This window comes from Corynebacterium sp. HMSC067D03 (assembly GCF_001811185.1).
Taxonomy (GTDB): Bacteria; Actinomycetota; Actinomycetes; order Mycobacteriales; family Mycobacteriaceae; genus Corynebacterium; species Corynebacterium coyleae.
Map to the genome: position 1 here is coordinate 85,632 of NZ_KV803811.1, position 25,517 is coordinate 111,148.

Consider the following 25,517-nt stretch of genomic DNA (forward strand, 5'->3'; position numbering starts at 1 on the left):
CCCCGGCAGCCAAAACGTGGGAAGTGATGTCGCACCCCGGCGTTATGGTGGTGGACAACGATTTAGCTATAGAAGGGGTCAGCCACATGTTCGAGCGGTTTACCGACCGGGCCCGTCGCGTCATCGTCCTGGCGCAGGAGGAAGCGCGCGCGCTCAATCACAACTACATGGGCACCGAGCACATCCTGCTCGGCCTGATTAAGGAAGGCGAGGGCGTCGCCGCGAAGGCCCTCGAATCCATGGGTATCAACCTTGAGGATGTGCGCCGCGAGGTCATCGACATCATTGGCCACGGCACCCAGCCGGTCACCGGCCACATCCCGTTTACCCCGCGCGCCAAGAAGGTCCTGGAGCTCTCCCTGCGTGAGGGTTTGCAGATGGGCCACAAGTACATCGGCACCGAGTTCTTGCTGCTCGGCCTGATCCGTGAGGGCGAGGGCGTTGCGGCGCAGGTGCTGATCAAGCTCGGCGCTGACCTGCCGCGTGTGCGCCAGCAGGTTATCCAGTTGCTGTCTGGTTACGAGGGCGGCGAGGCACAGAATCCGGAGTCCCCGCAGCAGGGCGGCGGCCCAGGCTTCGCAGGTGCGGGTGCTGGCGGCAACCGTGCAGGTGGTGGCGGCCCGCAGGGCGGCGAGCGTTCCAATTCGCTCGTGCTCGACCAGTTCGGCCGTAACCTCACCGCTGCTGCCAAGGAAGGCAAGCTCGACCCGGTTGTGGGTCGCGATAAGGAAATCGAGCGCGTCATGCAGGTTCTGTCACGCCGTACCAAGAACAACCCGGTGCTCATTGGTGAGCCGGGCGTCGGTAAGACTGCTGTCGTGGAGGGCTTGGCGCTCGACATTGCTAACGGCAACGTCCCGGAGACCCTGAAGGACAAGCAGGTTTACTCGCTGGACCTGGGCTCCCTGGTTGCAGGTTCGCGTTACCGCGGTGACTTCGAGGAGCGCCTGAAGAAGGTGCTCAAGGAGATCAACCAGCGCGGCGACATCATCCTGTTTATCGACGAGATCCACACCCTCGTCGGCGCCGGTGCCGCCGAAGGCGCGATCGACGCTGCTTCGCTGCTGAAGCCGAAGCTGGCTCGTGGCGAGCTCCAGACCATCGGTGCCACCACGCTTGATGAGTACCGCAAGCACATCGAGAAGGACGCCGCTCTTGAGCGTCGTTTCCAGCCGGTGCAGGTGGACGAGCCGAGCATCGAGGACACCATCCAGATCCTCAAGGGCCTGCGCGACCGCTACGAGGCGCACCACCGCGTGTCCTACACCGACGATGCGCTCAAGGCAGCCGCAAACCTGTCGGATCGCTACATCAACGATCGTTTCCTGCCGGATAAGGCAGTCGATCTTCTCGACGAGGCCGGCGCCCGCATGCGCATCAAGCGCATGACCGCCCCGGATTCCCTGCGTGAGGTCGACGACCGTATCGCTGAGGTCCGCAAGGAAAAGGAAGCGGCGATCGACGCCCAGGACTTTGAGAAGGCAGCTAGCCTGCGCGAAACGGAGCGCAAGCTCACCGAGGAGCGCGCCGCGAAGGAGAAGAAGTGGCGCTCGGACGACCTCGAGGACATCGCCGAGGTTGGCGAGGAGCAGATCGCTGACGTGCTGGCCAACTGGACCGGCATCCCGGTGTTCAAGCTCACCGAGAGCGAGTCGAAGCGCCTGCTCAACATGGAAGGCGAGCTGCACAAGCGCATCATCGGTCAGGACGAGGCTGTTAAGGCTGTGTCCCGTTCCATCCGCCGCACCCGTGCGGGTCTGAAGGATCCGAACCGTCCGTCCGGTTCGTTCATCTTCGCTGGCCCGTCCGGTGTGGGTAAGACGGAGCTGTCGAAGGCGCTTGCAGAGTTCCTCTTCGGCGACGACGACTCCCTGATCCAGGTGGACATGGGCGAGTTCCACGATCGCTTCACGGCGTCGCGTCTCTTCGGTGCCCCTCCGGGATACGTCGGCTACGAAGAGGGCGGCCAGCTCACCGAGAAGGTGCGCCGCAAGCCGTTCTCGGTCGTGCTTTTCGACGAGATCGAGAAGGCCCACAAGGAGATCTACAACACCCTCCTGCAGGTGCTGGAAGAAGGCCACGTCACCGACGGCCAGGGCCGCAACGTGGACTTCAAGAACACGGTGCTGATCTTCACCTCGAACCTGGGTACCTCCGACATCTCCAAGCCGGTCGGCCTGGGCTTCACCGGGGATACCGCTGCGGATTCCGAGGCGCAGTACGAGCGCATGAAGGGTAAGGTCCACGACGAGTTGAAGAAGCACTTCCGCCCGGAGTTCCTGAACCGTATCGACGAGATCGTCGTGTTCAAGCAGCTCTCCCAGGAAGAGATTGTCCAGATGGTGGACCTGCTCATCGCTCGAGTGGACAAGAACCTGGCCGCGCAGGACATGGGCATCGAGCTCACCGAGAACGCCAAGAACCTGCTTGCAGTCCGTGGTTTCGACCCCGTGCTGGGTGCACGTCCGCTGCGTCGCACCATCCAGCGGGAGATCGAGGACATCCTGTCCGAGAAGATCCTCTTCGGCGAGATCGGTGCCGGGGAGATCATCACCGTGGACGTCGAGGGTTGGGATGGCGACGTGGAGACGGCCCGCAAGGATCGCGGCAAGGCCGCCCCGGATGCGACCTTCACCTTCACCCCACGTCCACGCCCGCTGCCAGCGGAGGCCTTCGACGTCGAGCTGGAAGAAGAGGTCCGCGACATCGAGCCGGAGCGCACCCAGCCGGAGTCCGAAGCCTCCGAGTTCCCGGATGAGCGCGACACGACCGCCGAAGATCAGAACGGCAACGAGGGCAAGGAAGACAACGGCCCCGAGCCGGTGTAAACCCACCAGGCTGCGCCACCGAGTATCCCCAGCATCCCAAGGATGCCGAGGACTAACGCGGTGATCTCCACCGCGTCAAGCCCCTTCACCACCTCATATGCAGGATGGTCGGAGGGGCACACCCGTTTCATAGGCTGTTCGGCGAAACGATCATCCATCCACGCAATCGCATTATCGGCCTGCAAAAGCAGGGGAGCGGCATGGCCCGAACCAGGAACGCGTGGCGTCAACTGCAGACGCCCCGAAGACAATGGTTGCGTCGGGGAACCCGGCACCACCACGCGTCGGTACTCCACCTGCGCACCGACGGCGCAATAGTCCTCTGCCAGTTGGGTGGCTTGCGGCTCCGGAACGAGGTCGTCGTCGGCATTCGTCATCACCATGATCGGCGCAGACGGTGCGACGGTGCCCATTTTGTTTAGTTCCAGATATTTCGCCAGCCGCTCATCCGAGTGCACCACTTCAGCGAACGAGTTGCCTGCGGTGAACAGTGTGGAAGGGTCGGCTGGCGCAGACAACGAGGCGTCGACCACACACGAGGTTTTCAGTCCTTCGAGCCAGACTTTGCCCTCGTCGGTGAGGTGTTCCTGCAGGGCCTCGCCGAATTCCGGGTAGCTTTCGGAGTAGCTCGCAGCGGCAAAACCGGCCACGGCGGTGAGCATCGGTGCGGTACCTTGCTCCAGCACACCCAGCGGGTCGGCTGGCGGGGCGCCGGAGAACGTTCCCATCACGTTGAGTTCGGGGGCGTAGTCGGCGACGAGTTCCGCAGCGGCCGCGGCAGCGCCACCGCCTTGGGAGTAGCCCCAGAAGCCCACTTTTTGGTTTGGTTTTGCAACGGCGCGGGCGGCGTCGATAAGCGCATGCCCCTGATCCACCCTGTTCAAGTAGGTGTGCAACCCATCGGTGCCCAACCCGATGTAGTCGGTGACCACCACGGAATAGCCGGCATCCAGCAGCTTCTGTACCAGGGGCGCCTCATAGTTAATGTTCACGGTGCCGTCTTCGATGCGCACCAGCATGGACGAGCCTGCCGACGGCGCGCACTGATCACCCAGACCACGCGTGCCCGGTGCGAGCGCGATGAGTCCCTTCGCACGGCGGTGCTTGTAAAACGCCCCAGTCACCGCGACCTTCTCGCCCTCGTCATTCGTGGTGGTGTAGCGGATGCGCTGGCCGGTCGACCCTGGCACCCGCTTCACCGCGTCGAGGGAACCCGCCTCGCTACCTGGTGCGCCGGCCAGTGGTTTCCACGATGACTCCGGAAGCGACGACAACGACGACGCGTCGCGTACCACCTCGAGTGTCGACGACCCCACCGACGACAGCGACGACAACGACTCCGCGCTCAGGTCCGCAGCCTGCGCGGATGGGGCCAATAACACCGGAATGAGCAGGGAGCACCAACGTTTTTGCATGTACAGCAGTGTAAACTGCCGGCTATGGGATTCCAGTTTCGTAAGCGCCAGAAGCTCAGCAAGGACAGCTGGCTGAATTACTCCGGTTCGGGCGTTTCCGCCTCCAAGCGCTTTGGCCCAGTGACGGTCAACTCGCGTGGCGGCGTGTGGGTGAAACTGCCCGGCGGGCTGACCTACCGCGGCAAGTGGAAGTAACCGCGCTCGTCCTGTTCGGCCAAGCCGTCCTCCAGTAGTGAGAACAGGGCGCGTGAGCGTTGGGCGTCGTCGTGCCAGACGGCGTCGATAACCGCCTGCTCAACAGGCGAATCCGCCTCACGCAGCACCTTCATAATCTTGCCGCGCACCTGCCTATCCGTGCCCGCAAAGCGTTGCGACGGCCGCCTTTGCCCCTCCTCAGGTGCCGGCCTCCCCGCCGCCAACCAGGCACAATCCTGCGCAAGTGGACACACTTCGCATTTCGGCGCCTTCGCGGTGCACACCAGCGCCCCAAGCTCCATGAGCCCGACCGAAAACTCCGGCCCTTTTTCCTCCGGTAGCAGCCGCGCTACCTCCTCGATTTCCTTCTTCCCCGGAACCCCAAGCGCCTGGCCGCGCTCCACACGCGCCACCACACGCCGCACATTCGTATCCACAACCGGCACGTTCTTGCCGTACGCGAAGCACGCCACCGCTCGCGCCGTGTAATCCCCAATGCCCGGCAATGCCAGCAGCGCGTCCACATCGTCTGGCACAACGCCACCATGCTTATCGACGATCACCCGTGCACACTCCCGCAACCTCAACGCCCGCCGTGGGTAGCCGAGGTTGGCCCAGGCGCGCAGGATGTCGTCGATACGCGCCTGCGCAAAATCGTGCGGGGTCGGCCAACGCTCAATCCACTCCAACCAAATGGGGGCAACGCGCTCCACCTGGGTTTGGTGGCTCATGACCTCGCTGATCAGCACACCCCACGGTGACGTGTCTGGTTTGCGCCACGGCAAATCACGCGCGTTGGCGCGGTACCAATCAACTACCTGATTTGGGCGAATATTCTGCACAATGCGTGCCACAATAGCCGGTATGACTAATACAACAGAGCTCCAGGCCGCAACCTCCCCGCGCGAAGTATGGGACCTGCTTCGCGCAGGCAACGAACGCTTCGCCACCGGAAGCCCCGTCGCCCCGAATCGCGATTCCGAAACCCTCCAGCAGCTGACGTCCGGCCAGAACCCAGCCGTATGTGTCATCGGTTGTTCTGACTCGCGCGTGCCCGTCGAGCTGCTTTTCGACGCCGGCTTCGGCGACATCTTCGTCATCCGCACCGCCGGCGGCTGCGTCGACTCCGCTGTCTCCGCATCCGTGGAGTTCGCCGTCGACGGCCTCGGCGTGGACCTCGTGCTGTTCCTCTCCCACGAAAAGTGCGGCGCTGTCGGCTCCGCAGTCCAGGCGTTCGAGTCCGGCGAGATCCCGCATGGCCTGACCCGCCTGTTCGTGGAGAAGATCGCCCCATCCATCGTCGAGGCCGAAAAGCGCGGCGAACAGGTCGAGCAAGCCCACGCCCGCCACGGCGCCGAGCACTTGGTCGCCCGCATCCCCGCCGTCGTTGCTGGCTTGAGCAAGCGCAGCATCGGTGTGGTTGGCGCGCGTTACCGTCTTTCGGACGGCCGTGTCGAGACCACCTACGAAAACTTCGGCGATTAAGTTATAAGCATGTCGAACCAGCGCCCATTGCCCCCGGAGATCTACATGCGTCGCCGCGTCGCGGCCCTCGTCATCCTCCTCGTGGTTGTGGCGTTGCTGGTCTGGGCGCTTTCCTCCATGGCCCGCAGCGGCGGATCCGGATCGGATGGGGCAACCGAAACCTCCACCGAGCAAACCGTGAACCCGACCGTGGCTACCGAGCCGACCGTCGCCGCGCCTGAGGAATCTGCTTCGGAGTCTGCATCCCCGTCGGAGGAACCTTCCTCCAGTGTTGAGGCCGCACCGGCCCGCACTGGCGCATGCGAACTCAAGGACCTACGGATCAAGGCGTTGCCGAACCAGCCGTCCTACGCCGCAGGCACCGAGCCGGTGTTCTACATGGAAGTGGAAAACCCGACCGACACCGACTGCGTCATCGACCTTGACGAGAACATCCTGCGCTTCGAGGTGTACGACATGCGTACTAACGAGCGCATGTGGGCAGACACCGACTGCTACCAGCCCGTCGTGTCCGGCACCCAGACCTACAAGGCGGGGGAGAAGCAGGGCTACCAGGCTCGCTGGTCCGGCACCGTATCTCAGCCGGGTAAGTGTGATGACCGTCCCGCGATCGAGCCGGGGTCCTACTTCCTGCACACGGTCATCGGCGACAATGCTTCGGAAGCAGCCCCCTTCAACATCACCTAGTTTCTTGTAGTTATTTAGCTAACAGCGCGATCGCCTCCCCGAGCGTAGAGACCTGAATGACCCGCATTCCCTCGACCGGTTCGAGTTCTCCGCTGGGCACGATCGCGTTTTCGTATCCCAACCTCGCCGCCTCCTGCAGGCGGCGTCCGAGGTTAGGCACCCTTCGTAGTTCACCCGCGAGGCCCACTTCGCCGATGACCACAGTCTTCGGCGGCAGCGGTGTTTCGTGCAGGCTCGACCATGTAGCCAGCGCGACCGCAAGATCCGTTGCTGTTTCGGTGATCTTCACACCGCCAACGGTTGCTACGTACGCGTCCTTGTCATTCGTGCGCTGCCCGCAGCGTGCCTGCAGGACAGCGAGCACCATCGGCACCCTGTTGAAATCCAAGCCCGTGACCACGCGTCGCGGGCTCTTATTCACCGGATCGACGGTAAGTGCCTGGACTTCCGCCAGCATCGGCCGGACGCCATCCATCGCCACCGTGACCGCAGAACCGTCCGGAGTCTTCCCGCGGTGAGAGAGGAACAGCCCCGATGGGTCCGGTACCTCCCGGATGCCACCAGCGGTCTGCTCGAAGCACCCCACCTCATCCGTTGCCCCGAAGCGATTCTTCATGCCACGCAGCATGCGTAACGACGACTGCCTGTCACCCTCAAAGTTCAACACCACATCCACCAGGTGCTCGAGCACGCGCGGGCCGGCCACGTTGCCGTCCTTAGTCACATGCCCCACCAGGATGATCGGCAGGTTCGTCGTCTTCGCCAGCGTGGTCAGCGCAGCCGTTACTGCGCGGGACTGTGCCACCCCACCCGCAACACCCTCCACACCCGCGGCGTGCATAGTCTGCACCGAATCCACAATGAGCAGCGAGGGGTTGACCTGCTGGACGTGGCCAAACACCACGTCGAGGTTCGACTCCGCCGCCAAGTACAGCGTGTCTTTCAGCGCATCGGTGCGCTCAGCACGGGCACGGACCTGGCCTGCAGATTCCTCAGCAGTCACGTATAGCGCCTTGCGGCCATCCATCGCCGCCCACCGGGATGCCACCTCAAGCAACAGCGTCGATTTACCCACGCCCGGCTCACCGGCCATCAGCACCACCGACCCCGGCACGACACCGGAACCCAACACCCGGTCGAGTTCCCGGATGCCAGAGGGCAACGTGCGCGTCGCAGTCGCGTTCACCTTCGTGATCGGGGTCGCGGGCGACGTCGGTGTCAGCGCAGACGTCTTTACCGGACCTGCGGAAACCGCAGCCGGCGCTTCTTCTTGCAACGTTCCCCACGACCCGCACTCAGGGCAGCGGCCGAGCCACTTCGGGGAAGAGTAGCCGCATTCGGAGCACGTGTGGATCACGCGAGGTTTCTTAGCCATGTGCGACACCGTATAACACGCACACGACACGGAGCCTGCAAGTGTTCGAAAAGTGTTCGAAAACGAAAAGGCCGCTGGTTAACCCAGCGGCATGTGTTCGTCGATAAGCGAAAAGCTCTTAGTGCTTCGCGCCAGTCTCGCGGTCAACCTGGCCCGAAACGAGGTGCGGTGCAGACACGGTAGCCACAACGTCGATGGAGCCGGTGTCAAAGTTGAACGTGACCGGGACGTTGCCGCCGTACGCGAAATCGTCGTTAGCCAGCGAGGTAGCGGTGTAGCTGATGCAGTTCGCGTCATCCTGCGGCAGGCGCTCGAGGCCCTCGGCGGAATCAGCAACCAACACGCAGTTGTACTTAATCGTGTTGTTGTTTGCGATCTTGACGGTGTTGCCACCAGCGGTGACGGACTTCAACGTGTGATCCGTCATGGAGGTGTCCTGGTTCGTCGCGGTGAACTTGAGGGCAGCCTTGCCGTCCTCAGCCAAGACGACGGTGACATCCTGCACAGCAACTTCGCCGTTCTCGGTTGCGGCGCTGGCACCATCCACAGCAGCGACCTGGTTCGAGGTCTGAGTAATCTGGCCAGCGGAGCAGCCAACAAGGGCCAAGGATGCGCAGCCAGCGGCAGCGATAACGGCTACCTGCTTCAGGGACTTCACGTGGGGTCCTCCATAGTCAAACGGTTTCGAAGGTTATTCTCTGGAATACTTTAGCGCCTAGACAGCAACTTTTCCCATTTTATCCCCTATTCGGAGCTTTGAAGGCGGTGGTAGGGTTGTGGGGTCAAAACTTCGCCGGGAGCACCAAGGAGCGTTTATGGAATTCAAGGTCGGAGAAGTGGTCGTTTACCCGCACCACGGCGCGGCGCGTATCGCCGACATCGAAGAGCGTGAGATGCGCGGCGAGAAGCTGGACTTCTTGGTGCTGCAGATTCTCCACTCAGACCTTGAGGTTCGCGTGCCCGTAAAGAACTCCGAGCTTGTCGGTGTGCGTGACGTAGTCAACGAGGAGGGCCTGCAGAAGGTGTTCTCCGTGCTGCGTGAGACGGATGTTGAGGAGGCCGGCAACTGGTCTCGTCGCTATAAGGCGAACCAGGAGCGCCTTGCTTCCGGCGACATTAATAAGGTGGCCGAGGTTGTACGTGACCTGTGGCGCCGTGACCAGGGCAAGGGTCTTTCTGCTGGTGAGAAGCGCATGCTTGGCAAGGCCCGCCAGATTCTCGTCGGTGAGCTCGCGCTTGCAGAGCCTGTTGATGAGAAGAAGGTCGAGGAGATGGAAGCCGAGATCCAGAAGATCATCGACGAGCAGGTCAAGGCCGGTATCTCCGAGGCGCCGGGCGATGTTGACGCCGAAGATGATGTTGACCTCGACGAGCTTTCTTTCGACGACGAGTAAGACGAGCCCTTGGACCGCCGTGTCGTAGCGGTTGTTGCCGCAGCAGGTCAGGGCACCCGGCTGGGCGCTGAGGTGCCAAAGGCGTACGTCCCGTTGCGCGGGCGCACGCTTTTGGAGCGTTCCGTCACCGCGATGGAAACCTCCGAAATTGTGGACCAGGTGGTCGTCGTCATCAGCCCTGCCATGGAGGAGCACGCCCGACAGTGCCTGCGGGAGCATGACGTGCAGTTTGTGCATGGCGGTGCGGAGCGCGCGGACTCCATCTACGCAGCGCTCGAAGCAATTTCGCTTGACGACGCCTGCGTGCTCGTCCACGACGCCGCCCGCGCCCTCACCCCTCCCGGCATGATTGCCCGCGTGGCCCGTGCCGTGCTCGATGGCGCGCCCGCAGTGGTGCCGATTGTACCTGTCGCGGACACCATTAAACAGGTCAGTGGGGGTGCGGTGCATGCGGTGGAGGCGACGCTGGACCGCAGCCGTTTGCGGGCCGCACAGACACCGCAAGGCTTTGACCTGCGCCAATTGCGTGCCGCCAACCGTGCTTACCTTGAGCAGTCGCCCGAGTTCGTGGCAACTGATGACGCGTCTCTAATGGAGTGGTACGGCGCCCCCGTCACCACTGTTCAGGGCGATCCGATGGCGTTCAAGATTACCACCCCGATCGATCTTCGCCTGGCGAAAAGCATTACCGATGAGGCCGAGCCGACCGTGTTCGAGATCCCCGGCAACTAGCTAGGGCGTTCGAACGAATTATCTAAAAAGTTTCGAAAAACCCTTACATTGTCGCGGTGGTGGCATGTATGTTCGATTGAAAGATCGAAAGGGGGGACAATGTCTACCGGATACTTCGCAACAGAACGTCAGGGTGACCAGATTAGCGTCGCAGGTCAAGCGATGCGAGACGCGGAATACAGTATCTTTCACGCTTACGCTGAGCCCGGTGCGATTATCGACGACTTCGAACTGGTAAGCCAGCGCATCGCAAGCGCCGCCGGCCGTACCGTGAGCTGGGCTGAAAGCGGAATTCTGGGGTATAGCGTCTTGGCAGACCTGCCGAAACTACGCCAAATGCAGGCTGATATGCGACGGCTAGATATCACGCGCCTTAGCGCAATCGAGACCGTGCTAAACCGGTTGAACGATCTCGCCACGCCCGAAGTGTTGGCTGAGTTCGACGACTACCTAGTCAAGGTGTTCACGCCGCGTTCCGCCGGGATGGAGTTGCCGTCGGCGACGTCGCTAAAGCGCCGCCTGCGTGATCGGATTAAGCAAGTCGATGCGAAGTTGGCACCAAGCCCGAAGAAAACGAAAGTTCGCAAGAAAGCAAAAGATGCGCCATTCGGCACCTGCCAAGGCGTGTTCTATGGCCAAGACGACGGGGACGCCGGTCTGAATATCTCTGGCGACTCGGCAACGATTGGCCTGATGGATATGTATGTCGGTGCCGTCGCGAAGGAACACAAGCTCAGTCGTGACGATGCACTGCAGATGATCCTCACCGGCCAGCAGCACTCGTCGATTCAGTTGGTGCTGCACGTGTTTTCGCCGAAGACCCCAGGCGCCGGCTACTTCGTTCCCGGCTTCGGCTGGTCGGGGGCAGACGGCACGGAAATCATCGACGCTCTCAAAGAAACCGCCAAGGTGAAGGTCATCGACCTCGACGAGGCTGAACATGCCGAGACCGACGCCTATGTGCCCACCGAAGCAATGAAGGCGTTCGTGCAAACCCGCGACGGTACCTGCCGTTGGCCGGGTTGCAACGTTGCCGCGAGGCGCTGCCAGCTCGACCACCGCATTCCCTACGGCAACGGCGGCAAAACGACGCCGTCGAACCTGTTCTGTCTGTGCCAGCGTCACCACAACATCAAGACGGACCGCCGCGCTACCTATGTGGTCGATCACGTCACGGGCGAAATCGTCTGGCTTTTCGATGACGGCACCTTCCAGGTCAGCGAACCCGACGGCTTGATCGTCGAGTATCTCGCCGAAGGTGAAAACCCGCGGTGGAAGTCCACTCTGGAACAGCGTCGGAAGCGGCGCCGCGACAGTGCGGAGTTCAACGCCCGGTGTCACTCGGCGGTGGAGCAGTACGAAAAGGACTACGACTGGGAAGCCTGCGTGGAAACGATCACCACGCTGGAGGATAAGTTTGGCCGCAAGTTCGAGTATGCGCCGGAGAAGATGCCGGAGATTACGCCGGAACTCCTCGCCTCGCTGAAGAGACACCTGCGCGACCTCGAACTGGAGCGCGAGGGCTTCGAAGAATGCGACTCGGCGTCCCCGGAGTGGGTAGTGTTCAGTCCATGACGAATCTGCGAGTTGGTACTGCCTTCGATGCCCATCAGATCCAGGCCGGGAAGGAGTGCTGGATCGCCGGAATTCTGCACGAGGGCCAGGATGGTTGCGAAGGTCATTCAGATGGCGATGTTGTCAGCCACGCGATCGTGGACGCGGTGCTGTCGGCGGCGGGCCTTGGGGATCTCGGCTCGTTCGTCGGGGTCGGCCGCCCGGAGTATGACGGGGTCCGAGGGGTGCAGTTGCTCGAGGAGCTCCGTGCGCTTGTAGACGACCACGGCCACACCGTCGTCAATGTTTCTGCACAAATGATTGGGCAGACCCCGAAGATGGGCCCGGTGCGTGAGGAGGCAGAGCGGGTGTTGTCGCAGGCTTTGGGTGCTCCGGTATCGGTGTCGGCGACGACGACGGACCACATGGGGTTCACTGGTTCGGGTGAGGGCCGGGCGGCGATTGCCACTGCGTTGGTGGAATTGAACGGCAACGTAGGATAAACGGCGTGAATCAACGTATTTTCGACACCAAGACCCGCACGCTGCGAGACTTCGAGCCGGTGAATCCTGGCCACGTTTCGATTTATCTGTGTGGCGCCACTCCGCAGGCGAAGCCGCATATTGGCCACCTGCGTTCGGGTGTTGCGTTTGATATTGTTCGTCGCTGGTTTGCGGCGAAGGGCAACGACGTGGCGTTCGTGCGTAATGTCACGGATATTGACGACAAGATTCTCACCAAGGCAGACGAGCACAATCGCCCCTGGTGGGAGTGGGTGTCCACGTACGAGCGTGAGTTCACCCGTGCGTACGACACGCTTGGTGTGTTGCCACCGTCGGTGGAGCCGCGGGCGACTGGGCATGTGACGCAGATGGTCGATTACATGCAGCGCCTGTTTGATAACGGCTACGCCTATGCAGCGGACGGTTCGGTGTACTTCGACGTTGACGCTTGGGTGAAGGCGGGCGGCGATTACGGCTCGATTTCCGGCAACAAGGTTGAGGAGATGGAGCAGGGGGAGACGTCGAACGCGGGCAAGCGTGGCGCACGTGATTTCGCGTTGTGGAAGGCGGCGAAACCGGGTGAGCCGAGTTGGCCGACCCCGTGGGGCGATGGGCGTCCGGGGTGGCACTTAGAGTGCTCGGCGATGTCCACGTGGTACCTGGGTGGCACGTTTGACATCCACGGTGGTGGCCTTGACCTGCAGTTCCCGCACCACGAGAACGAGCAGGCGCAGTCGCATGCGGCGGGCGATGATTTCGCGCAGTACTGGATGCACAACCACTGGGTGACCATGGCTGGCGAGAAGATGTCGAAGAGCCTGGGCAATGTGCTGTCCATCGACAACATGTTGGAGGAAGTGCGTCCGGTGGAGTTGCGTTACTACCTTGGTTCGGCGCATTACCGCAGCGTGTTGGAGTATTCGCCGGAGGCGCTTAAGGAGGCGGCGGCGGGTTACAGGCGCATCGAGGAGTTTGTGAAGCGCGCTGGTATGCCGGAGCCGTCGACGTGGACTGAGGCATTTGAGCAGGCGCTTAACGACGACTTCGCCGTCCCGAAAGCCCTCGCAGAAATCCACAACCTTGTGCGCGAGGGCAATAAGGCAGCCGATCCGGCCCCGATCGCGGCGCAGGTGCGTGCGATGGCGGCGGTGTTGGGTGTTGATCCGGGGGCGTGGGGGTCGTCGTCAAGCAATGGCAATAGCAAGGCATTAGACGTGCTGGTGGAAGCTGAACTGGAACGCCGTGCGACCGCGCGTGCGGAGAAGGATTGGGCCACGGCGGACGAGGTGCGCGACCGGTTGGCGCGTGCGGGAATTGAAGTGACCGACACGGCCGAGGGGCCGCAGTGGCAGGTAAAGGAGTAGACGATGGCGAAACCGTATCAGCGTCGTGACGTACAGAAGAAGAACAAAAAGGGTCCGACGAAGGGCTCTGGCGGGCAGCGTCGCCGTGGCCTGAAGGGCAAGGGTGCGACGCCGAAGGCTGAGGATCGCGTCTACCACGCGGCGCATAAGCGCAAGTTGGAGCAGAAGCGCCGCGCGCAGGGTCGGCACGACCGTGAGGTGGCGGATCTGGTGGTGGGCCGCAACCCGGTCATTGAGTGTCTGAAGGCGAAGGTGCCGTCGGAGGCGTTGTTCGTCGCGCAGGGCACTGGCCACGATGATCGTCTGAGCGAGGCCGTTGCGCTGGCGAACAGCAAGAACATTCCGGTGCAGGAGGTGCCGCGTCAGCAGTTGGATGCGATGACCGGTAACGGCCTGCACCAGGGCATCGGACTGAAGATCCAGCCGTACAAGTACGCTGACCTGGATGACCTGCTGGAGTCGGTGGATGGCCCCGGCATGTTTGTGGTGCTGGACAACATTACGGATCCGCGCAATCTTGGTGCGGTGATTCGTTCGACTGCGGCGTTCGGTGGTAACGGCGTGATCATCCCGGAACGGCGTTCGGCGCAGGTCACGGGTGTGGCGTGGCGGACGTCGGCGGGTACGGCGGCGCAGTTGCCGGTGGCGCGCGTGACCAACGTGACCCGCACGGTGAAGAAATTCCAGGACAACGGCTACACGGTCGTCGGCCTGGATGCGGGCGGCGAGCACACCCTGGACACGTTTGACCAGGCCACGGGCCCGGTAGTGATCGTGGTTGGCTCCGAAGGCAAGGGCATTTCACGCCTGGTGCGCGAGAACTGCGACGTGATCATGTCGGTGCCGATGACGGATTGGGTGGAGTCCCTCAACGCGTCGGTGGCGGCGGGCGTGGTGCTTAGCGAGTTCGCTCGTCAAAGAAGAATCGCTGAATAACCTCACCGCCGGTGATCTCGTCGGTGCCGGGCCCAAGCCGCGCGTCGAGCGTTTTGGCTACCGGCACCATGTGGCCGAAACCGTCGATGGTGATGAGGCGGACGGGGGCGGGGCCGTGCCAGTCGTCGATACGCAGGGCACCGCTTGTCGACGACCCCCGCCACTCACACGAGTTGAGTTCCGCAAAGAACTGCGCAGAGTTGATTGCGGAACGGGTCTGGCCACGGTTGTTGCCGCCGATCCCGGCTTCGCCGCCGTTGTAGGGGACGAGCGGGTCGGCGGTGCCTTGGACGGAAACGAGCGGGGTGGGCTGATAATCGGAAGTGCCAACACACGTGTTGGATTCGACGGGCATGGAGGCGCCGAAGGTGGCGGCGCCGTCGAGGAGGCCGGGGGCGTCGAAAAGGAGGCGCATGACCATTTGGCCGCCGTTGGAAAAGCCGATGCCGATCACGCGACGCGGGGCGTGGTGTGCGATGACCTTCCGTAGGAATCCGACGTCGTCGATGTTCAGGCGGCGTGCGGACTCGTTGAAACCGGTGCGCAGGTCGTTGAAGTGGTGCTCCACACCGTCCGGGTAGGCCACGGTCGCGCCGAGGGCTTCAAAGGTGCGATCCGTGAAGTTGCGCATCACGTTGCCGGATTGGCGCGAGCCGTGCAGCACCAGCAGGAGCGTGTCGGGGTCGCCTTCGACGGCGGTCCAGGTGCGAGTGCGTCCCTGGTGCTCTAGCGAGAGGCGTTCCATGCTTCCCTTTCGTCGGCGAGTTCCGCCAAGAGCTCAGCCATGGCGTCAACACCTGCGACGCGACGCGACGCCAGCGAGGGTTTGTCGCCGACCTTTACCGCCAGGTCGGTGGGGCCGAGGGCGGCGATGGCGGTTTCGTCGGTGTCGTCGTCACCCGCGAACACGGTGGCCGCGAAGTCACGTTTGTATTCAGCGAGCCAGGTGCCCTTCGTGATATCCACGGCCGAAAACTCCACCACGTTATGTCCCAGTGTGATCTTGCGGGCGGGCAGGGCAGCGGCGGCATCGAGCATGTCCTGGGCCGCCTGCTTATCCGCGACCGGCGCCACGTGCAACACCCTCTGATACGGCTTCACCTCCACATAGGCGGGCGGGATGGCGATGTCGCGCAGTTGGCGTTCGATGTCGTCGAGGTGGGCGCGGGAGTCGTCGTCAAGCGTGGGCCCGGGCTCGGCGCCATGGGAGCCGACGAGCGTGACATTGAGGCCGGAAGGGAGGACCTGGCGCAGGCCGTCGAGGTGTCGTCCGGACAGGATTGCAACCTCGGTGCCGGGGAGAGCAGCAAGGCGACGGATCGCGTCCTCGGCCGCCGGATGCATTGTGACCGCGTAGGGGTAGGGGTTGAGTTCAGCAAGCGTGCCGTCGAAGTCGAGGCACACCAACAACGTTTCTGCCTGAGCAATCACCATGTGCGCAGTTTAACGGCCGGGGCATCCACGGCGTCACTGAGCAGGGTGAGCACAAGGTCGGTGTCGGTTGGGCGGGTGACGGTGAACTCGGAGTCGTCGTGAAGCAGTGGCGCCAACTGGTCGTGCATGTGGCGGGCCCAGCCGGAGCAGTCGCCCGGGTCGCCGACCGTCACGTCGTGGAGGCGCACAGTGTCGTCGCCTTCAAACTCGCCGGACACTTCAGCGCAGCCGGTGGTACCGGAAAACGACGAACCCGAAAAGGTGACGGATGCGCCGCCGGTATTGCGCGCGACGGGCGCCTCTGGGTCGGTGTATACGCCAACGACGTGCCACTGCTGTGGGCTCGAACACGCCGCGAGCAGCATCACCGGGGCGAGCAGCAGCGCGCGCTTCACAACGCCTCCAAGAAGTCCTGCGCCCAGCGGGTCACGTCGTGTTCCATGACCCAGTCGTGCATCGCCCGCATGCGTGCCGGATCAGGATTGGTTGCGGCCACAATCGCGGCCTTGACGGACCCCAGGTCGAACGGATTGCACAGGTAGGCCTGGTTGAGTTCGACTGCAGCGCCTGCGAACTCGGAAAGCACAAGCGCGCCGTCGCCCTTCGGGTGTGCGGCGACGTACTCCTTGGCCACGAGGTTCATGCCGTCCTTAAACGGCGTGACCAGCATGATGTCGGCCGCCGCATAAAAGGTACCCAGCTTGTCCTTGGACACTCCGCGGTGGATGTAATGCACGACCGGGCGGCCGACCTGGCCGAAGCGGCCGTTGATACGCCCGATCGCCTGCTCAACTTCCGTACGGGTCTTGCGGTAGTGCTCGATGCGTTCACGCGACGGCGTAGCCAACTGCACCACGGCAATATCGTCGAGTTCGCCTTCCTCCAGCAGTTCCTCGACCGCCAGCAGTCGCTGCAGGATGCCCTTGGTGTAATCCATCCGATCCACGCCCAGCAGCACGTGCTTCGGGTTGCCGAGCGAATTGCGCAGTGTGCGTATCGACGACTCCGTCGCCGCCTGCACCTCATCCGCATCAATAGAAATGGGGAAGGTGCCAGTACGAATATCGGTGGTGAGCAGGCGGAAGTTCTCTTCGTCGGTGGTGCGCTGAAAACCGATCAGGTCGCAGCCGGACAGGCCGGAGAGGATCTCGTCGCGCCACGGCAACTGCTGGAACAGCGCTGGTGCCGGGAACGGGATGTGCAGGAAAAAGCCGATGGTTAAGTCGGGGCGTAGTTCGCGCAGCATCCCCGGTACGAGCTGAAGCTGGTAGTCCTGCACCCACACCGTGGCGTTTTTGCCAGCGGCTTTGGCGGTCGCCCGCGCAAACTTTTCGTTGACGGCGACATAGCGCTCCCACCACTCCTGCCTGTACTCGGGGGTGACGATGAGGTCGTGGTACAGCGGCCACAATGTGGAGTTGGAAAAGCCCTCGTAGAAGCCCTCGAAGTCGTCCTGGTCCAAGCACACGGGGACCAGCGAGATGCCGTTGAACTCAAACGGTTCGAGTTCTGCGCTGGTATTGCCAGGCCATCCCACCCAGCAGCCCCCACGGGAGCGCAGTACCGGTGCGAGGGCTGCGACTAAACCGCCAGGGGAGACCTCGTAATGGTCGCCCACCTTGTCTACAGGCAGGCGGTTGGCCACGACGAGGAACTCGTTGCTACCCATTAGGCCTTCTTGGCGGTCTTCTTCGTCGACTTTTTAGCAGTCTTCTTGGCAGCCTTCTTCACTGCCTTCTTGGTGGACTTTTTCTTCGTCGCCTTCTTCTTCGTGGCCTTCTTCTTGGACGCCTTCTTCTTCGTTGCCTTCTTCTTGGTGGCCTTCTTCGGCGCTTCCTCTTCCGCTGCTTGCTCCAGGTCCTCGACGTAGCGCTTGTACACGAAGCCCTGCGGGGTGACACCCAGCATGGACATGAGCGTTACGCCGTCCAGGAAGTCCTCAGCGTAAGTGGCCACGATCCGACGGGCGCCCGACGCAGTTTGCTCCTCAACGGCATGCGTTTGTTCGGCGGTGGGGCGCGAATCGGTGATCTTAGGTGGCACTTGGGGGTTCCTCCTTGCAAGAACGACAGCTAAAGCCCCATCATTCTACGCCACCTGCTTAACGACGGCGCCGTACCCGACGAATCTGCTGGAAAGTCAGCCGGCCAGCGCGCCTAAACGCCTCGTACGGCACGTAGAGCTGTGGGGCACGGATGCGGCGGGCCAGCCACTCGCCGAACACCACACCGCCGGCTAGGGCGAGGCAGGTGCCGATCGCGGTCAGTAGGTTCATCATGCCGAGCAGGAGCTGCTCGTTCATCAGTGCGTACATGCCGCGGTAGATCCACGAACCGGGCAGGAACGGGGTCACGCCGGCGACAGCAGTGATCACCGGGTTGATCAGGAAGCGACGGGAAATGAGACCGCCGGCCAAGCCGACGGCGACCGCACACGCCGCGATAGCCAACAGTCGGCCAGCGCCGAGCGGAGTGAGCACGATGTAGAAGATGAATGAACCTGTCGCTGCGGTGACGAAGGACAGCAGCACAGCGGCTCGTTCCGCAAAGCAACACACCGCAAAGGCAGCGGCCGCCATCGCACCACCGAAGGTGGTCAGCCACACGTTGTTGTACGCCGCATCAGCTGGGAGCACCTCGACTGGTGGCAGTGGCATCCCGACCAGCTCGGAAACCTGCACGCCAGCGGCGACGCCTGCGACGATGCCGCCGGTGCCCAACATGGCTTGGAAGAAGCGGGCGGAGGCGTTGACCATGGAGCCGGTGACGCCGTCGAGAAGCGATTGCACCAGCGTCAAACCTGCAAGCAGGACGATGATGCCTGTTGCGATCAGCTGACTGGGGTTGATCGTGTGCCCGATCGAGGCGGAAAAGTCATAGGCGATTGCAGCGGGCAGCGTGGCGACGAACCCACCAATCACATTGTGAAAAAACCCGGGCAACCCGCCACGGGAGAGCAACTTGGAAAAGCCCATGATGAGAAACGCGGTCAGGCCGCCGAAGAACATGAGCAGCAAATCGCCGCCGAGCAGCATGGCGACGAAGAAACCCATCACAGTCCAGCCGGCCAAGTTGCGGGTGTTGCGGTAAGGGATGGGGGCGTTGTCGATCTCGTCGAGAATCTTCTCCGCCATCTCAGGCGGTGTTGCACCTGAGCGGATCGAGCGGATCAGGCGGTCCACTTCCTGCAGTTTGTGGTAGTTCTCGCTGATCATGGTGACCACGCGGAACACGGTGACCGGGGTGCGATGGTCCACGCCGATGATGGTGTTCAACGTAATCGTGTTCACCGTGATGGATACGTGCACGTAGTGCAGGCCGTACGACGAACACACGGTGTGGATCTGCTTGATCGCATCCGCGGATGTAGTGGCGTTTGCGATGAGGATCTCGCCGATGCGGGCGGCGATGTTCATCACCGCGGCGACCTCTGTCGGATCGGTCAGGTTGATCGGGGCGAGGACGGATGGGGGAGGAGAGGTGCGGGCAGCGTCGATCGTCGCTAAGCGTTGGCGCGAACCTCTGAGCTTTCCCCACAATCTCTTTTCCACACAGGCCACACTATCGGCTTGGCGGTTTTCGCGCGACCACGGGCTATGTGTAAGATCTAGCGCGTTGCTGGAGTGGCGCAATCGGTAGCGCAACGCACTTGTAATGCGTAGGTTGCGAGTTCAAGTCTCGTCTCCAGCTCGTGGGTCCCCTCGTCGATACGTATCGGCGAGGGGGCATTTTCTTTGGCGAACAAAGATCGACTTGCTCAACCTTGGGCAGCAAGTACACAGGCGACGTACAGCGTTGTGTTGTTTAATCGTGGCAAGTGCATGATTGCCGCAAAAATTAAGGAGAACACAAACCATGGCTGACTCGCAGAACCTCAAAGTGCTGGTTGTTGATGACGAGCCGAACATCGTCGAACTGTTGACGGTGTCTCTGAAGTTCCAGGGTTTTGATGTGGAGACCGCCAACTCTGGTGCGGAAGCCCTCGAGCTGGCGCGCACCTCCCGCCCGGATGCGTACATCCTGGACGTGATGATGCCGGAGATGGACGGCTTTGAGCTGCTCAGCAAGCTACGAGCAGAAGGACTTGACAGTCCGGTGCTGTTCCTGACAGCAAAGGATGCCGTGGAGGACCGTATCCACGGCCTGACCATTGGCGCGGATGATTACGTGACCAAGCCGTTCTCGCTCGAAGAGGTGATCACGCGCCTGCGTGTGATCCTGCGGCGCGGCAACGTGGTGGACGATTCGAACCAGGATTCCACCTTGCGTTATGCGGACTTGACGCTTAACGACGACACCCACGAGGTCACCAAAGCCGGCGAGATCGTCGAGCTCTCCCCGACGGAGTTCAACCTGCTGCGCTACCTGATGCTCAACGCTGAGGTGGTCGTGTCCAAGGCGAAGATCCTGGACAACGTGTGGCACTACGACTTCGGCGGCGACGGCAACGTGGTCGAGTCCTACATTTCCTACCTGCGCCGCAAGGTAGACACGGGCGATGTGCCGCTGATCCACACGGTCCGTGGTGTCGGTTACGTGCTGCGCACCCCACGCCAGTAGGCCTTTCGCAACGTTATGGCGTATTCCTTATTTACGGGGCCGACAAAGAAGCCACTGAAGCGGCAACTTGTCACCACCGTGATGGTCATCTCCGTGATCGGTACGACACTGAGTTCCGTGCTGATCTACTTCCTCATGCGCAACCTGCTGCTGGACCGTGCAGACGACCAGCTGCGGGAAGGCTTGGATACGTGGGCGCACCAGGGGCCGGTGTGGCAGTTCAACCCTTGGAACCTGCCGAGTGAGTTCACCCAATCCAGGCTGTACCCGGACCGGGGCGTGATGGTGTCGCGCCCGGGGGAGGTCAACTCGCCAGATTGGAGCCAGATCAAAACGACTGACTTCGGACAGTTGGTCACGATCACTTCTGATCTCAGCGACCCAAATACGACGACTGTGAAGCGCTGGCGTGCCATTGCCACGGAGCAGTCCGACGGTTCCGTGCAGTATGTGGCGAAGTCGCTGGAGTCGGAGTACCGGATGTTGCGCTCCCTGGCACAGATTGAGGCGCTGGTTGGGGCTCTGGTGCTCGTCGGCATTGGCATTGCAAGTAACTACTTCGTGGCACGTGCGTTGGCTCCGTTAAAGATTGTGGAAAACACCGCTCTGGCGATCGCCGGAGGCGATACCGACAGGCGAGTGCCCGCTTGGCCACGTGAGACAGAAGTGGGCAGTCTGTCGTTTGCCATGAACACCATGGTGAGCCGCTTGCAAGAATCGCTGGAAAATGCGAAAACGCAGGAAGAGCAGATGCGCCGCTTCGTTGGCGATGCTTCACACGAACTGCGTACACCGCTCACCAGCGTGCGCGGATACACCGAGCTGTACCGCAAGGGCATGGTGGATGACCCGCAAATGGTGCTGAGCAAGATCGATGAAGAGTCCGCGCGTATGCAGCTGCTCGTCGAGGACCTGCTGGCGCTAACCCGTGCGGAGGGTTCCCGCCTGGAGAAGCAGGAGGTGGATGTGCTCGAGCTTGCGCTTTCGGTGAAGGACTCGATGCACGCCGCCTACCCAGAGCGGGTGGTGGACGTGGTCAAGGACACCCCAGACGTCCCTGTCGTGGTGGGGGATCCCGGCCGGCTGCGCCAGGTAGTGGTCAACTTGGTCACTAACGCCTTTAAGCACGCGGGTCCGGATGCAGAGGTGACCATCACGATCCGGCACAACCTGGACCGTGTGGTCCTCGACATTGCGGATAATGGCTGCGGCATGGAACAGAAGGACGCCGAGCATATTTTCGAGCGCTTCTACCGCGCGGATGCGTCGCGCAACCGCAGCTCGGGCGGTGGCTCGGGTCTGGGGCTGGCGATTACCAAATCGCTGATCGAGGCCCACGGCGGCACCGTGGTTGTCGATACGGCGCCGGGCGAGGGCTCGACGTTTACTATTTCGCTTCCAGCTGCTTAATGCCTTCGCGGATGGTGTCGGCGGCGGCGTCCATCTTGGCGGCGTCGGTTTCGTCGGCACGCATTGCGCTGGCCAGCGAGTAGCCGGACATGTCGTTGGCGGGGAAGACGTGGATGTGGGCGTGGGGGACCTCGAATCCTGCGATGAGGTAGCCCGCGCGCTGCGCATCAAACTTATCGACGACAACCCGTCCGACCTTCTGCGCCACCTCATTCATGTGCGCCCACAGGTCCGCCGGGATGTCGGTCCACTTGTCAATCTCTTCGATGGGAACGACCAGCGTGTGGCCGTACGCGACCGGTTCGATGGTGAGGAATGCTGCGACCTTGTCGTCCTGGTACACAATTCGGCCCGGGATGTCGCCTGCAATAATTTTGCTGAATACAGTGCTCATAGTCTCCGACGCTACCGGTAAGTTGGATCGCATGCGCATCCTTGTCATCGGTTCGGGCGGCCGGGAACACGCCCTTCTCCATGCAATGCACGGCAATGAGCTCACTGTCGCGCCGGGTAACGCGGGTATGTCCCGCCTGGCCACGGTGCGTCCGCTCGACGTGTCGTCCCCAGTAGATATTGTGTCGCTCGCCCGTGAGATCGACGCGGAACTCGTGGTCATCGGACCTGAGGTGCCGTTGGTTGCGGGTGCAGCCGACGCGCTGATCGACGCCGGCTTCCCCGTCTTCGGACCAACGAAGGCGGCCGCGCAGCTTGAGGGCTCGAAGGCGTTTGCCAAGGAGGTCATGGCGGCGGCTGGTGTGAAGACGGCGACGGCGACCCGCGTGGAATCGGCAGATGGTATCGAGTCCGTGTTAGACGAGTACGGGCCGCGCTACGTGGTCAAGGACGACGGCCTTGCCGGCGGTAAGGGTGTTGTGGTCACCGAGGACCGCGCCGAAGCCAAGGCGCACGCAGAGGCTGTCATTGAGGCTGGAAACCCAGTGCTGTTCGAGTCCTTCCTTGAAGGCCCGGAGGTGTCGCTGTTCTGCCTCGTCGACGGTGAGACGGTTGTGCCGCTGTTGCCCGCTCAGGATCACAAGCGGGCCTACGACAACGACGAAGGCCCGAACACCGGTGGCATGGGTGCGTACGCGCCGCTGCCGTGGTTGCCGGAGAACGGGGTGCAGGTGCTTGTCGACGACATCGCCCGCCCGGTGGCCACCGAAATGGTCAACCGTGGCATTCCGTACCAGGGCCTGCTCTACATCGGTGCCGCGTGGGGCCCGGAAGGCCCGGCGGTTGTGGAGTTCAACGCCCGCTTCGGCGACCCGGAAACCCAGGCTGTGCTGTCGTTGTTGGAGACCCCGCTGGCGGACGTGCTGCTGGCTGTCGCACAAGGTCGCTTGAGTGAGATCGAGCCGCTGCAGTGGCGTGAGGGGTTCGCTGCCATGGTCGTGCTGGCTGCCGAGGGCTACCCGCAGGCCGCAAAGACCGGTGGTGTGATCACCGGCGACGCACTCGATGACCCGACGAAGGTCCTCCACGCAGGCACCAAGGAAGGGGACGGCAATTATGTGGCGTCTGGTGGCCGTGTGCTTGGCGTCGTCGGCAATGGCGCAACGCTCAAGGAGGCCGTGGACAACGCGTACCGCATCATTGAGGGCATCGAACTGCCCGGATCCTTCTACCGCAAAGACATCGCCCGCCCCGCCATCGAAGGCGCTATTTCCCTAGGATAAATGCCGTGAAACCGAATAATTCCAATGTTCTGAGCAACCGTTACGCCTCCCCGGAGATGGCCACCCTGTGGGCTCCGGAGCACAAGATCATCCTTGAGCGCCAACTGTGGATCGCAGTGCTCAAGGCCCAAAAGGAACTCGGTGTCGAGGTCGCCGAGGGCGCTATCGAGGACTACGAGAAGGTCATCGACAAGGTCGACCTGGACTCGATCGCGCAGCGCGAGAAGGTCACTCGCCACGACGTGAAGGCACGCATTGAGGAGTTCAATGCGCTGGCGGGCCACGAGGAGATCCACAAGGGGATGACCTCGCGCGACCTGACCGAAAATGTGGAGCAGCTCCAGGTGCGCAAGGCGCTGGAACTGACCCGCGACAAGGCAGTCGCGCTGCTCAAGGCGGTGGGCAACCGCGCTGGCGAGTACAAGTCCCTGGTCATGGCTGGACGCTCCCACAATGTTGCGGCGCAGGCCACCACGCTGGGCAAGCGTTTCGCCTCTGCTGCCGATGAGATCCTGGTGGCCATCGAACGCATTGAGGAACTGCTGGATCGGCTCCCACTTCGCGGCATCAAGGGCCCGATGGGTACCGCGCAGGACATGCTGGATCTCATGGGTGGCGACGAGGCCAAGCTGGCACAGCTCGAGCAGGGCATCGCCGAAGGCCTCGGCTTCGACCGCGTCTTTGACTCGGTGGGCCAGGTGTACCCGCGCTCGCTCGACTTCGACGTGGTGTCCTCGCTGGTGCAGTTGGGTGCAGGCCCGTCGTCGCTGGCCACCACGATCCGCCTCATGGCCGGCAACGAGACGGTCACGGAGGGCTTCAAGGAAGGCCAGGTTGGTTCCTCGGCGATGCCGCACAAGATGAACGCACGCTCCTGCGAGCGCGTCGGCGGCTTCCAGGTCATCCTGCGTGGCTACCTCACCATGGTTGGCGACCTTGCTGGCCAGCAGTGGAACGAGGGCGACGTGTTCTGCTCCGTGGTGCGTCGCGTGGCGCTGCCGGACGCGTTCTTCGCCATTGACGGCCAGCTGGAAACCATGCTGACCGTGCTCGACGAGTTCGGCGCGTTCCCGGCCATGATCAACCGCGAGCTGGACCGCTACCTGCCATTCCTTGCCACCACCCGCATCCTCATGGCGTCGGTGCGCGCCGGCGTCGGCCGTGAGACCGCACACGAGGTGATCAAGGAAAACGCCGTCGCTATGGCGCTGGACATGCGCGAGCGCGGCGCAGAGCAGAACCTGGTGGAGCGCTTGGCTAACGACGAGCGCCTTCCGTTGGACAAGGCAGCACTGGACGAAGCGTTGGAGGACCGCCACGCGTTCATCGGCGCTGCCGAGGCGCAGGTGGATCGTGTGCTTGCACGCGTGCAAGAGGTTGTGGATGCGCACCCGGAGGCTGCGAACTACACCCCGGGCGAGATCCTCTAGGGGGAAGTAAAGGTCACAGTGGCGTCGCGGGTGCTGACCTCGACGCCGGTGCCTACTACACCCCGGTCTGCGGTGCCGGACCAGGAGGCGACGAAGCCGTGCTGGGGCCCGGTGAGGTCCGGGGTGTAGCCGGTGAGGGTGCTTTCGCCGCAGTATTCGGGGTTGGCGGTGTTGGCGGTGAGGGTGTCGTCGATAGGCGTGAGCTTCGGCAGCGTGACGGTGACGTCCACGGGGAACTCACCCACCGCAACCGGGGTGAACGTGACTGGGAAGCACACGAGCATGTTTGCCTGCTCGGCGCTGCGTGGAGCGCGCCGCGTTTTGGGGGCATCGACGGTGATGTCCCACTGCACGGGGACGTGGAAGCTCACATCCTCGGTGACCACGCGGGCGGTGTCGCCGAACGACAATGTGGTGCCGTCGCGGGTTGGTTCAAACGCTGGCATGTTGCCAGCGAACTCCGAAGGGGTGCCGCACGCAGCCAAAACGAGGGGGAGTAGGACTGCAGTCGCGCGTTTGATCACGGGGAATATACTAACG

General features: G+C 62.6%; 26 protein-coding genes and 1 tRNA gene. 15 read left to right on the forward strand and 12 right to left on the reverse strand.

Features of this window, described 5'->3' with window-relative positions; all coding sequences use genetic code 11:
* The first annotated feature begins 86 nt into the window (after positions 1–86).
* Positions 87–2,828: an ATP-dependent Clp protease ATP-binding subunit gene (locus tag HMPREF2785_RS04965; protein WP_070422490.1), complete on the forward strand. Its 2,742-nt coding sequence runs from the start codon at positions 87–89 to the stop codon at positions 2,826–2,828.
* On the opposite strand, the gene HMPREF2785_RS04970 is transcribed toward HMPREF2785_RS04965, so the two are convergent.
* A complete protein-coding gene (locus HMPREF2785_RS04970; RefSeq protein ID WP_070614417.1) occupies positions 2,780–4,243 on the reverse strand; it encodes a lipase family protein in 1,464 nt (487 codons plus the stop codon). The two genes, HMPREF2785_RS04965 and HMPREF2785_RS04970, sit on opposite strands and share 49 nt — an antisense overlap.
* A gap of 24 nt (positions 4,244–4,267) precedes the next feature.
* Here HMPREF2785_RS04970 and HMPREF2785_RS11560 point away from each other — a divergent pair, with 24 nt between their 5' ends.
* Complete coding sequence (locus HMPREF2785_RS11560) at positions 4,268–4,438, forward strand: DUF4236 domain-containing protein (RefSeq protein ID WP_083308868.1); 171 nt, start codon at positions 4,268–4,270, stop codon at positions 4,436–4,438.
* On the opposite strand, the gene HMPREF2785_RS04975 is transcribed toward HMPREF2785_RS11560, so the two are convergent.
* A complete protein-coding gene (locus HMPREF2785_RS04975) occupies positions 4,417–5,292 on the reverse strand; it encodes an HhH-GPD family protein (RefSeq protein WP_371440485.1) in 876 nt (291 codons plus the stop codon). The two genes, HMPREF2785_RS11560 and HMPREF2785_RS04975, sit on opposite strands and share 22 nt — an antisense overlap.
* Positions 5,293–5,302: 10 nt before the next feature.
* Between HMPREF2785_RS04975 and HMPREF2785_RS04980 the strand changes: the two genes are divergently transcribed.
* Together HMPREF2785_RS04980 and HMPREF2785_RS04985 are read left to right on the forward strand one after the other, a co-directional pair.
* Entirely contained in the window at positions 5,303–5,923 is a 621-nt protein-coding gene (locus tag HMPREF2785_RS04980) for a carbonic anhydrase (protein ID WP_070614418.1), read from the forward strand.
* A 9-nt stretch (positions 5,924–5,932) separates the two neighbouring features.
* Positions 5,933–6,610 (forward strand): hypothetical protein, encoded by a 678-nt coding sequence (locus HMPREF2785_RS04985; protein ID WP_070614419.1) that lies wholly within the window; start codon positions 5,933–5,935, stop codon positions 6,608–6,610.
* Positions 6,611–6,620: 10 nt separating this feature from the next.
* On the opposite strand, the gene radA is transcribed toward HMPREF2785_RS04985, so the two are convergent.
* Positions 6,621–7,985, reverse strand: a complete 1,365-nt coding sequence (gene radA, locus HMPREF2785_RS04990) for a DNA repair protein RadA (RefSeq protein ID WP_070614420.1) — start codon at positions 7,983–7,985, stop codon at positions 6,621–6,623.
* 118 nt (positions 7,986–8,103) lie between these two features.
* Positions 8,104–8,643, reverse strand: a complete 540-nt coding sequence (locus tag HMPREF2785_RS04995) for a hypothetical protein (protein WP_070422495.1) — start codon at positions 8,641–8,643, stop codon at positions 8,104–8,106.
* A gap of 157 nt (positions 8,644–8,800) precedes the next feature.
* On the opposite strand from HMPREF2785_RS04995, the gene HMPREF2785_RS05000 reads away from it, so the two are divergent.
* The 6 genes from HMPREF2785_RS05000 to rlmB all read left to right on the forward strand — a co-directional run bounded on the left by HMPREF2785_RS05000 (position 8,801) and on the right by rlmB (position 14,468).
* On the forward strand, positions 8,801–9,379 hold the full coding sequence (locus tag HMPREF2785_RS05000) for a CarD family transcriptional regulator (RefSeq protein WP_070450262.1): 579 nt from the start codon (positions 8,801–8,803) through the stop codon (positions 9,377–9,379).
* A 9-nt stretch (positions 9,380–9,388) separates the two neighbouring features.
* Positions 9,389–10,111: a 2-C-methyl-D-erythritol 4-phosphate cytidylyltransferase gene (gene ispD / locus HMPREF2785_RS05005; protein WP_070614421.1), complete on the forward strand. Its 723-nt coding sequence runs from the start codon at positions 9,389–9,391 to the stop codon at positions 10,109–10,111.
* Positions 10,112–10,210: 99 nt separating this feature from the next.
* The gene (locus HMPREF2785_RS05010; RefSeq protein ID WP_070614422.1) at positions 10,211–11,686 is read left to right on the forward strand and encodes an HNH endonuclease signature motif containing protein; all 1,476 of its coding nucleotides are present in this window, start codon (positions 10,211–10,213) and stop codon (positions 11,684–11,686) included.
* Positions 11,683–12,168 (forward strand): 2-C-methyl-D-erythritol 2,4-cyclodiphosphate synthase, encoded by a 486-nt coding sequence (gene ispF / locus HMPREF2785_RS05015; protein WP_070422499.1) that lies wholly within the window; start codon positions 11,683–11,685, stop codon positions 12,166–12,168. Before HMPREF2785_RS05010 ends, ispF begins: the two co-directional genes overlap by 4 nt.
* A gap of 5 nt (positions 12,169–12,173) precedes the next feature.
* Positions 12,174–13,532 carry a cysteine--tRNA ligase gene (gene cysS, locus HMPREF2785_RS05020; RefSeq protein WP_083308872.1) on the forward strand — a complete coding sequence of 453 codons (1,359 nt, stop codon included), beginning with the start codon at positions 12,174–12,176 and terminating at the stop codon, positions 13,530–13,532.
* A 3-nt stretch (positions 13,533–13,535) separates the two neighbouring features.
* Positions 13,536–14,468: a 23S rRNA (guanosine(2251)-2'-O)-methyltransferase RlmB gene (rlmB, locus tag HMPREF2785_RS05025; RefSeq protein ID WP_070422501.1), complete on the forward strand. Its 933-nt coding sequence runs from the start codon at positions 13,536–13,538 to the stop codon at positions 14,466–14,468.
* On the opposite strand, the gene HMPREF2785_RS05030 is transcribed toward rlmB, so the two are convergent.
* The 6 genes from HMPREF2785_RS05030 to HMPREF2785_RS05055 are packed head-to-tail and all read right to left on the reverse strand — an operon-like array spanning position 14,431 to position 19,452.
* Positions 14,431–15,213 carry a CE1 family esterase gene (locus HMPREF2785_RS05030; RefSeq protein ID WP_070614424.1) on the reverse strand — a complete coding sequence of 261 codons (783 nt, stop codon included), beginning with the start codon at positions 15,211–15,213 and terminating at the stop codon, positions 14,431–14,433. The two genes, rlmB and HMPREF2785_RS05030, sit on opposite strands and share 38 nt — an antisense overlap.
* On the reverse strand, positions 15,195–15,902 hold the full coding sequence (locus HMPREF2785_RS05035) for a trehalose-phosphatase (protein WP_070614425.1): 708 nt from the start codon (positions 15,900–15,902) through the stop codon (positions 15,195–15,197). The genes HMPREF2785_RS05030 and HMPREF2785_RS05035 overlap by 19 nt, the downstream gene beginning before the upstream one ends.
* Positions 15,896–16,297 carry a YajG family lipoprotein gene (locus HMPREF2785_RS05040; protein WP_070422504.1) on the reverse strand — a complete coding sequence of 134 codons (402 nt, stop codon included), beginning with the start codon at positions 16,295–16,297 and terminating at the stop codon, positions 15,896–15,898. Before HMPREF2785_RS05040 ends, HMPREF2785_RS05035 begins: the two co-directional genes overlap by 7 nt.
* Positions 16,294–17,571 (reverse strand): alpha,alpha-trehalose-phosphate synthase (UDP-forming), encoded by a 1,278-nt coding sequence (locus tag HMPREF2785_RS05045; protein ID WP_070614426.1) that lies wholly within the window; start codon positions 17,569–17,571, stop codon positions 16,294–16,296. The genes HMPREF2785_RS05040 and HMPREF2785_RS05045 overlap by 4 nt, the downstream gene beginning before the upstream one ends.
* Positions 17,571–17,945: a hypothetical protein gene (locus tag HMPREF2785_RS05050; RefSeq protein ID WP_070422506.1), complete on the reverse strand. Its 375-nt coding sequence runs from the start codon at positions 17,943–17,945 to the stop codon at positions 17,571–17,573. Before HMPREF2785_RS05050 ends, HMPREF2785_RS05045 begins: the two co-directional genes overlap by 1 nt.
* Positions 17,946–18,003: 58 nt before the next feature.
* Positions 18,004–19,452, reverse strand: a complete 1,449-nt coding sequence (locus HMPREF2785_RS05055) for a threonine/serine exporter ThrE (protein ID WP_244268636.1) — start codon at positions 19,450–19,452, stop codon at positions 18,004–18,006.
* Between the two features lie 66 nt (positions 19,453–19,518).
* Here HMPREF2785_RS05055 and HMPREF2785_RS05060 point away from each other — a divergent pair.
* From HMPREF2785_RS05060 to HMPREF2785_RS05070, 3 genes are all read left to right on the forward strand, one after another.
* Positions 19,519–19,591: transfer RNA gene (locus HMPREF2785_RS05060), tRNA-Thr, on the forward strand.
* A 165-nt stretch (positions 19,592–19,756) separates the two neighbouring features.
* The gene (locus tag HMPREF2785_RS05065) at positions 19,757–20,461 is read left to right on the forward strand and encodes a response regulator transcription factor (protein ID WP_070422508.1); all 705 of its coding nucleotides are present in this window, start codon (positions 19,757–19,759) and stop codon (positions 20,459–20,461) included.
* Between the two features lie 15 nt (positions 20,462–20,476).
* The gene (locus HMPREF2785_RS05070; RefSeq protein WP_070422509.1) at positions 20,477–21,871 is read left to right on the forward strand and encodes a sensor histidine kinase; all 1,395 of its coding nucleotides are present in this window, start codon (positions 20,477–20,479) and stop codon (positions 21,869–21,871) included.
* Here the strand turns inward: HMPREF2785_RS05070 and HMPREF2785_RS05075 are convergent.
* Complete coding sequence (locus HMPREF2785_RS05075; RefSeq protein ID WP_070614427.1) at positions 21,849–22,265, reverse strand: HIT family protein; 417 nt, start codon at positions 22,263–22,265, stop codon at positions 21,849–21,851. The genes HMPREF2785_RS05070 and HMPREF2785_RS05075 overlap by 23 nt on opposite strands.
* Positions 22,266–22,296: 31 nt before the next feature.
* Here HMPREF2785_RS05075 and purD point away from each other — a divergent pair, with 31 nt between their 5' ends.
* Positions 22,297–23,547: a phosphoribosylamine--glycine ligase gene (purD, locus tag HMPREF2785_RS05080; protein WP_070614428.1), complete on the forward strand. Its 1,251-nt coding sequence runs from the start codon at positions 22,297–22,299 to the stop codon at positions 23,545–23,547.
* Positions 23,548–23,552: 5 nt separating this feature from the next.
* Positions 23,553–24,977 (forward strand): adenylosuccinate lyase, encoded by a 1,425-nt coding sequence (purB, locus tag HMPREF2785_RS05085; protein WP_256374912.1) that lies wholly within the window; start codon positions 23,553–23,555, stop codon positions 24,975–24,977.
* On the opposite strand, the gene HMPREF2785_RS05090 is transcribed toward purB, so the two are convergent.
* The gene (locus HMPREF2785_RS05090; protein WP_141750641.1) at positions 24,974–25,501 is read right to left on the reverse strand and encodes a hypothetical protein; all 528 of its coding nucleotides are present in this window, start codon (positions 25,499–25,501) and stop codon (positions 24,974–24,976) included. The genes purB and HMPREF2785_RS05090 overlap by 4 nt on opposite strands.
* Between the last annotated feature and the right edge of the window lie 16 nt (positions 25,502–25,517).

What these genes read in the sequence shown, in the direction of transcription:
- HMPREF2785_RS04985 (WP_070614419.1), top strand. Translation starts at nt 5,933, where the DNA reads ATGTCGAACCAGCGCCCATTGCCCCCGGAGATCTACATGCGTCGCCGC.
- HMPREF2785_RS05010 (WP_070614422.1), top strand. Translation starts at nt 10,211, where the DNA reads ATGTCTACCGGATACTTCGCAACAGAACGTCAGGGTGACCAGATTAGC.
- HMPREF2785_RS05065 (WP_070422508.1), top strand. Translation starts at nt 19,757, where the DNA reads ATGGCTGACTCGCAGAACCTCAAAGTGCTGGTTGTTGATGACGAGCCG.
- purD (WP_070614428.1), top strand. Translation starts at nt 22,297, where the DNA reads ATGCGCATCCTTGTCATCGGTTCGGGCGGCCGGGAACACGCCCTTCTC.
- HMPREF2785_RS05045 (WP_070614426.1), bottom strand. Translation starts at nt 17,571, where the DNA reads ATGGGTAGCAACGAGTTCCTCGTCGTGGCCAACCGCCTGCCTGTAGAC.
- HMPREF2785_RS05075 (WP_070614427.1), bottom strand. Translation starts at nt 22,265, where the DNA reads ATGAGCACTGTATTCAGCAAAATTATTGCAGGCGACATCCCGGGCCGA.
- HMPREF2785_RS04965 (WP_070422490.1), top strand. Translation starts at nt 87, where the DNA reads ATGTTCGAGCGGTTTACCGACCGGGCCCGTCGCGTCATCGTCCTGGCG.
- HMPREF2785_RS05035 (WP_070614425.1), bottom strand. Translation starts at nt 15,902, where the DNA reads ATGGTGATTGCTCAGGCAGAAACGTTGTTGGTGTGCCTCGACTTCGAC.
- radA (WP_070614420.1), bottom strand. Translation starts at nt 7,985, where the DNA reads ATGGCTAAGAAACCTCGCGTGATCCACACGTGCTCCGAATGCGGCTAC.
- HMPREF2785_RS05030 (WP_070614424.1), bottom strand. Translation starts at nt 15,213, where the DNA reads ATGGAACGCCTCTCGCTAGAGCACCAGGGACGCACTCGCACCTGGACC.
- HMPREF2785_RS05070 (WP_070422509.1), top strand. Translation starts at nt 20,477, where the DNA reads ATGGCGTATTCCTTATTTACGGGGCCGACAAAGAAGCCACTGAAGCGG.
- HMPREF2785_RS05000 (WP_070450262.1), top strand. Translation starts at nt 8,801, where the DNA reads ATGGAATTCAAGGTCGGAGAAGTGGTCGTTTACCCGCACCACGGCGCG.
- ispF (WP_070422499.1), top strand. Translation starts at nt 11,683, where the DNA reads ATGACGAATCTGCGAGTTGGTACTGCCTTCGATGCCCATCAGATCCAG.
- rlmB (WP_070422501.1), top strand. Translation starts at nt 13,536, where the DNA reads ATGGCGAAACCGTATCAGCGTCGTGACGTACAGAAGAAGAACAAAAAG.
- HMPREF2785_RS11560 (WP_083308868.1), top strand. Translation starts at nt 4,268, where the DNA reads ATGGGATTCCAGTTTCGTAAGCGCCAGAAGCTCAGCAAGGACAGCTGG.
- HMPREF2785_RS04970 (WP_070614417.1), bottom strand. Translation starts at nt 4,243, where the DNA reads ATGCAAAAACGTTGGTGCTCCCTGCTCATTCCGGTGTTATTGGCCCCA.
- HMPREF2785_RS04980 (WP_070614418.1), top strand. Translation starts at nt 5,303, where the DNA reads ATGACTAATACAACAGAGCTCCAGGCCGCAACCTCCCCGCGCGAAGTA.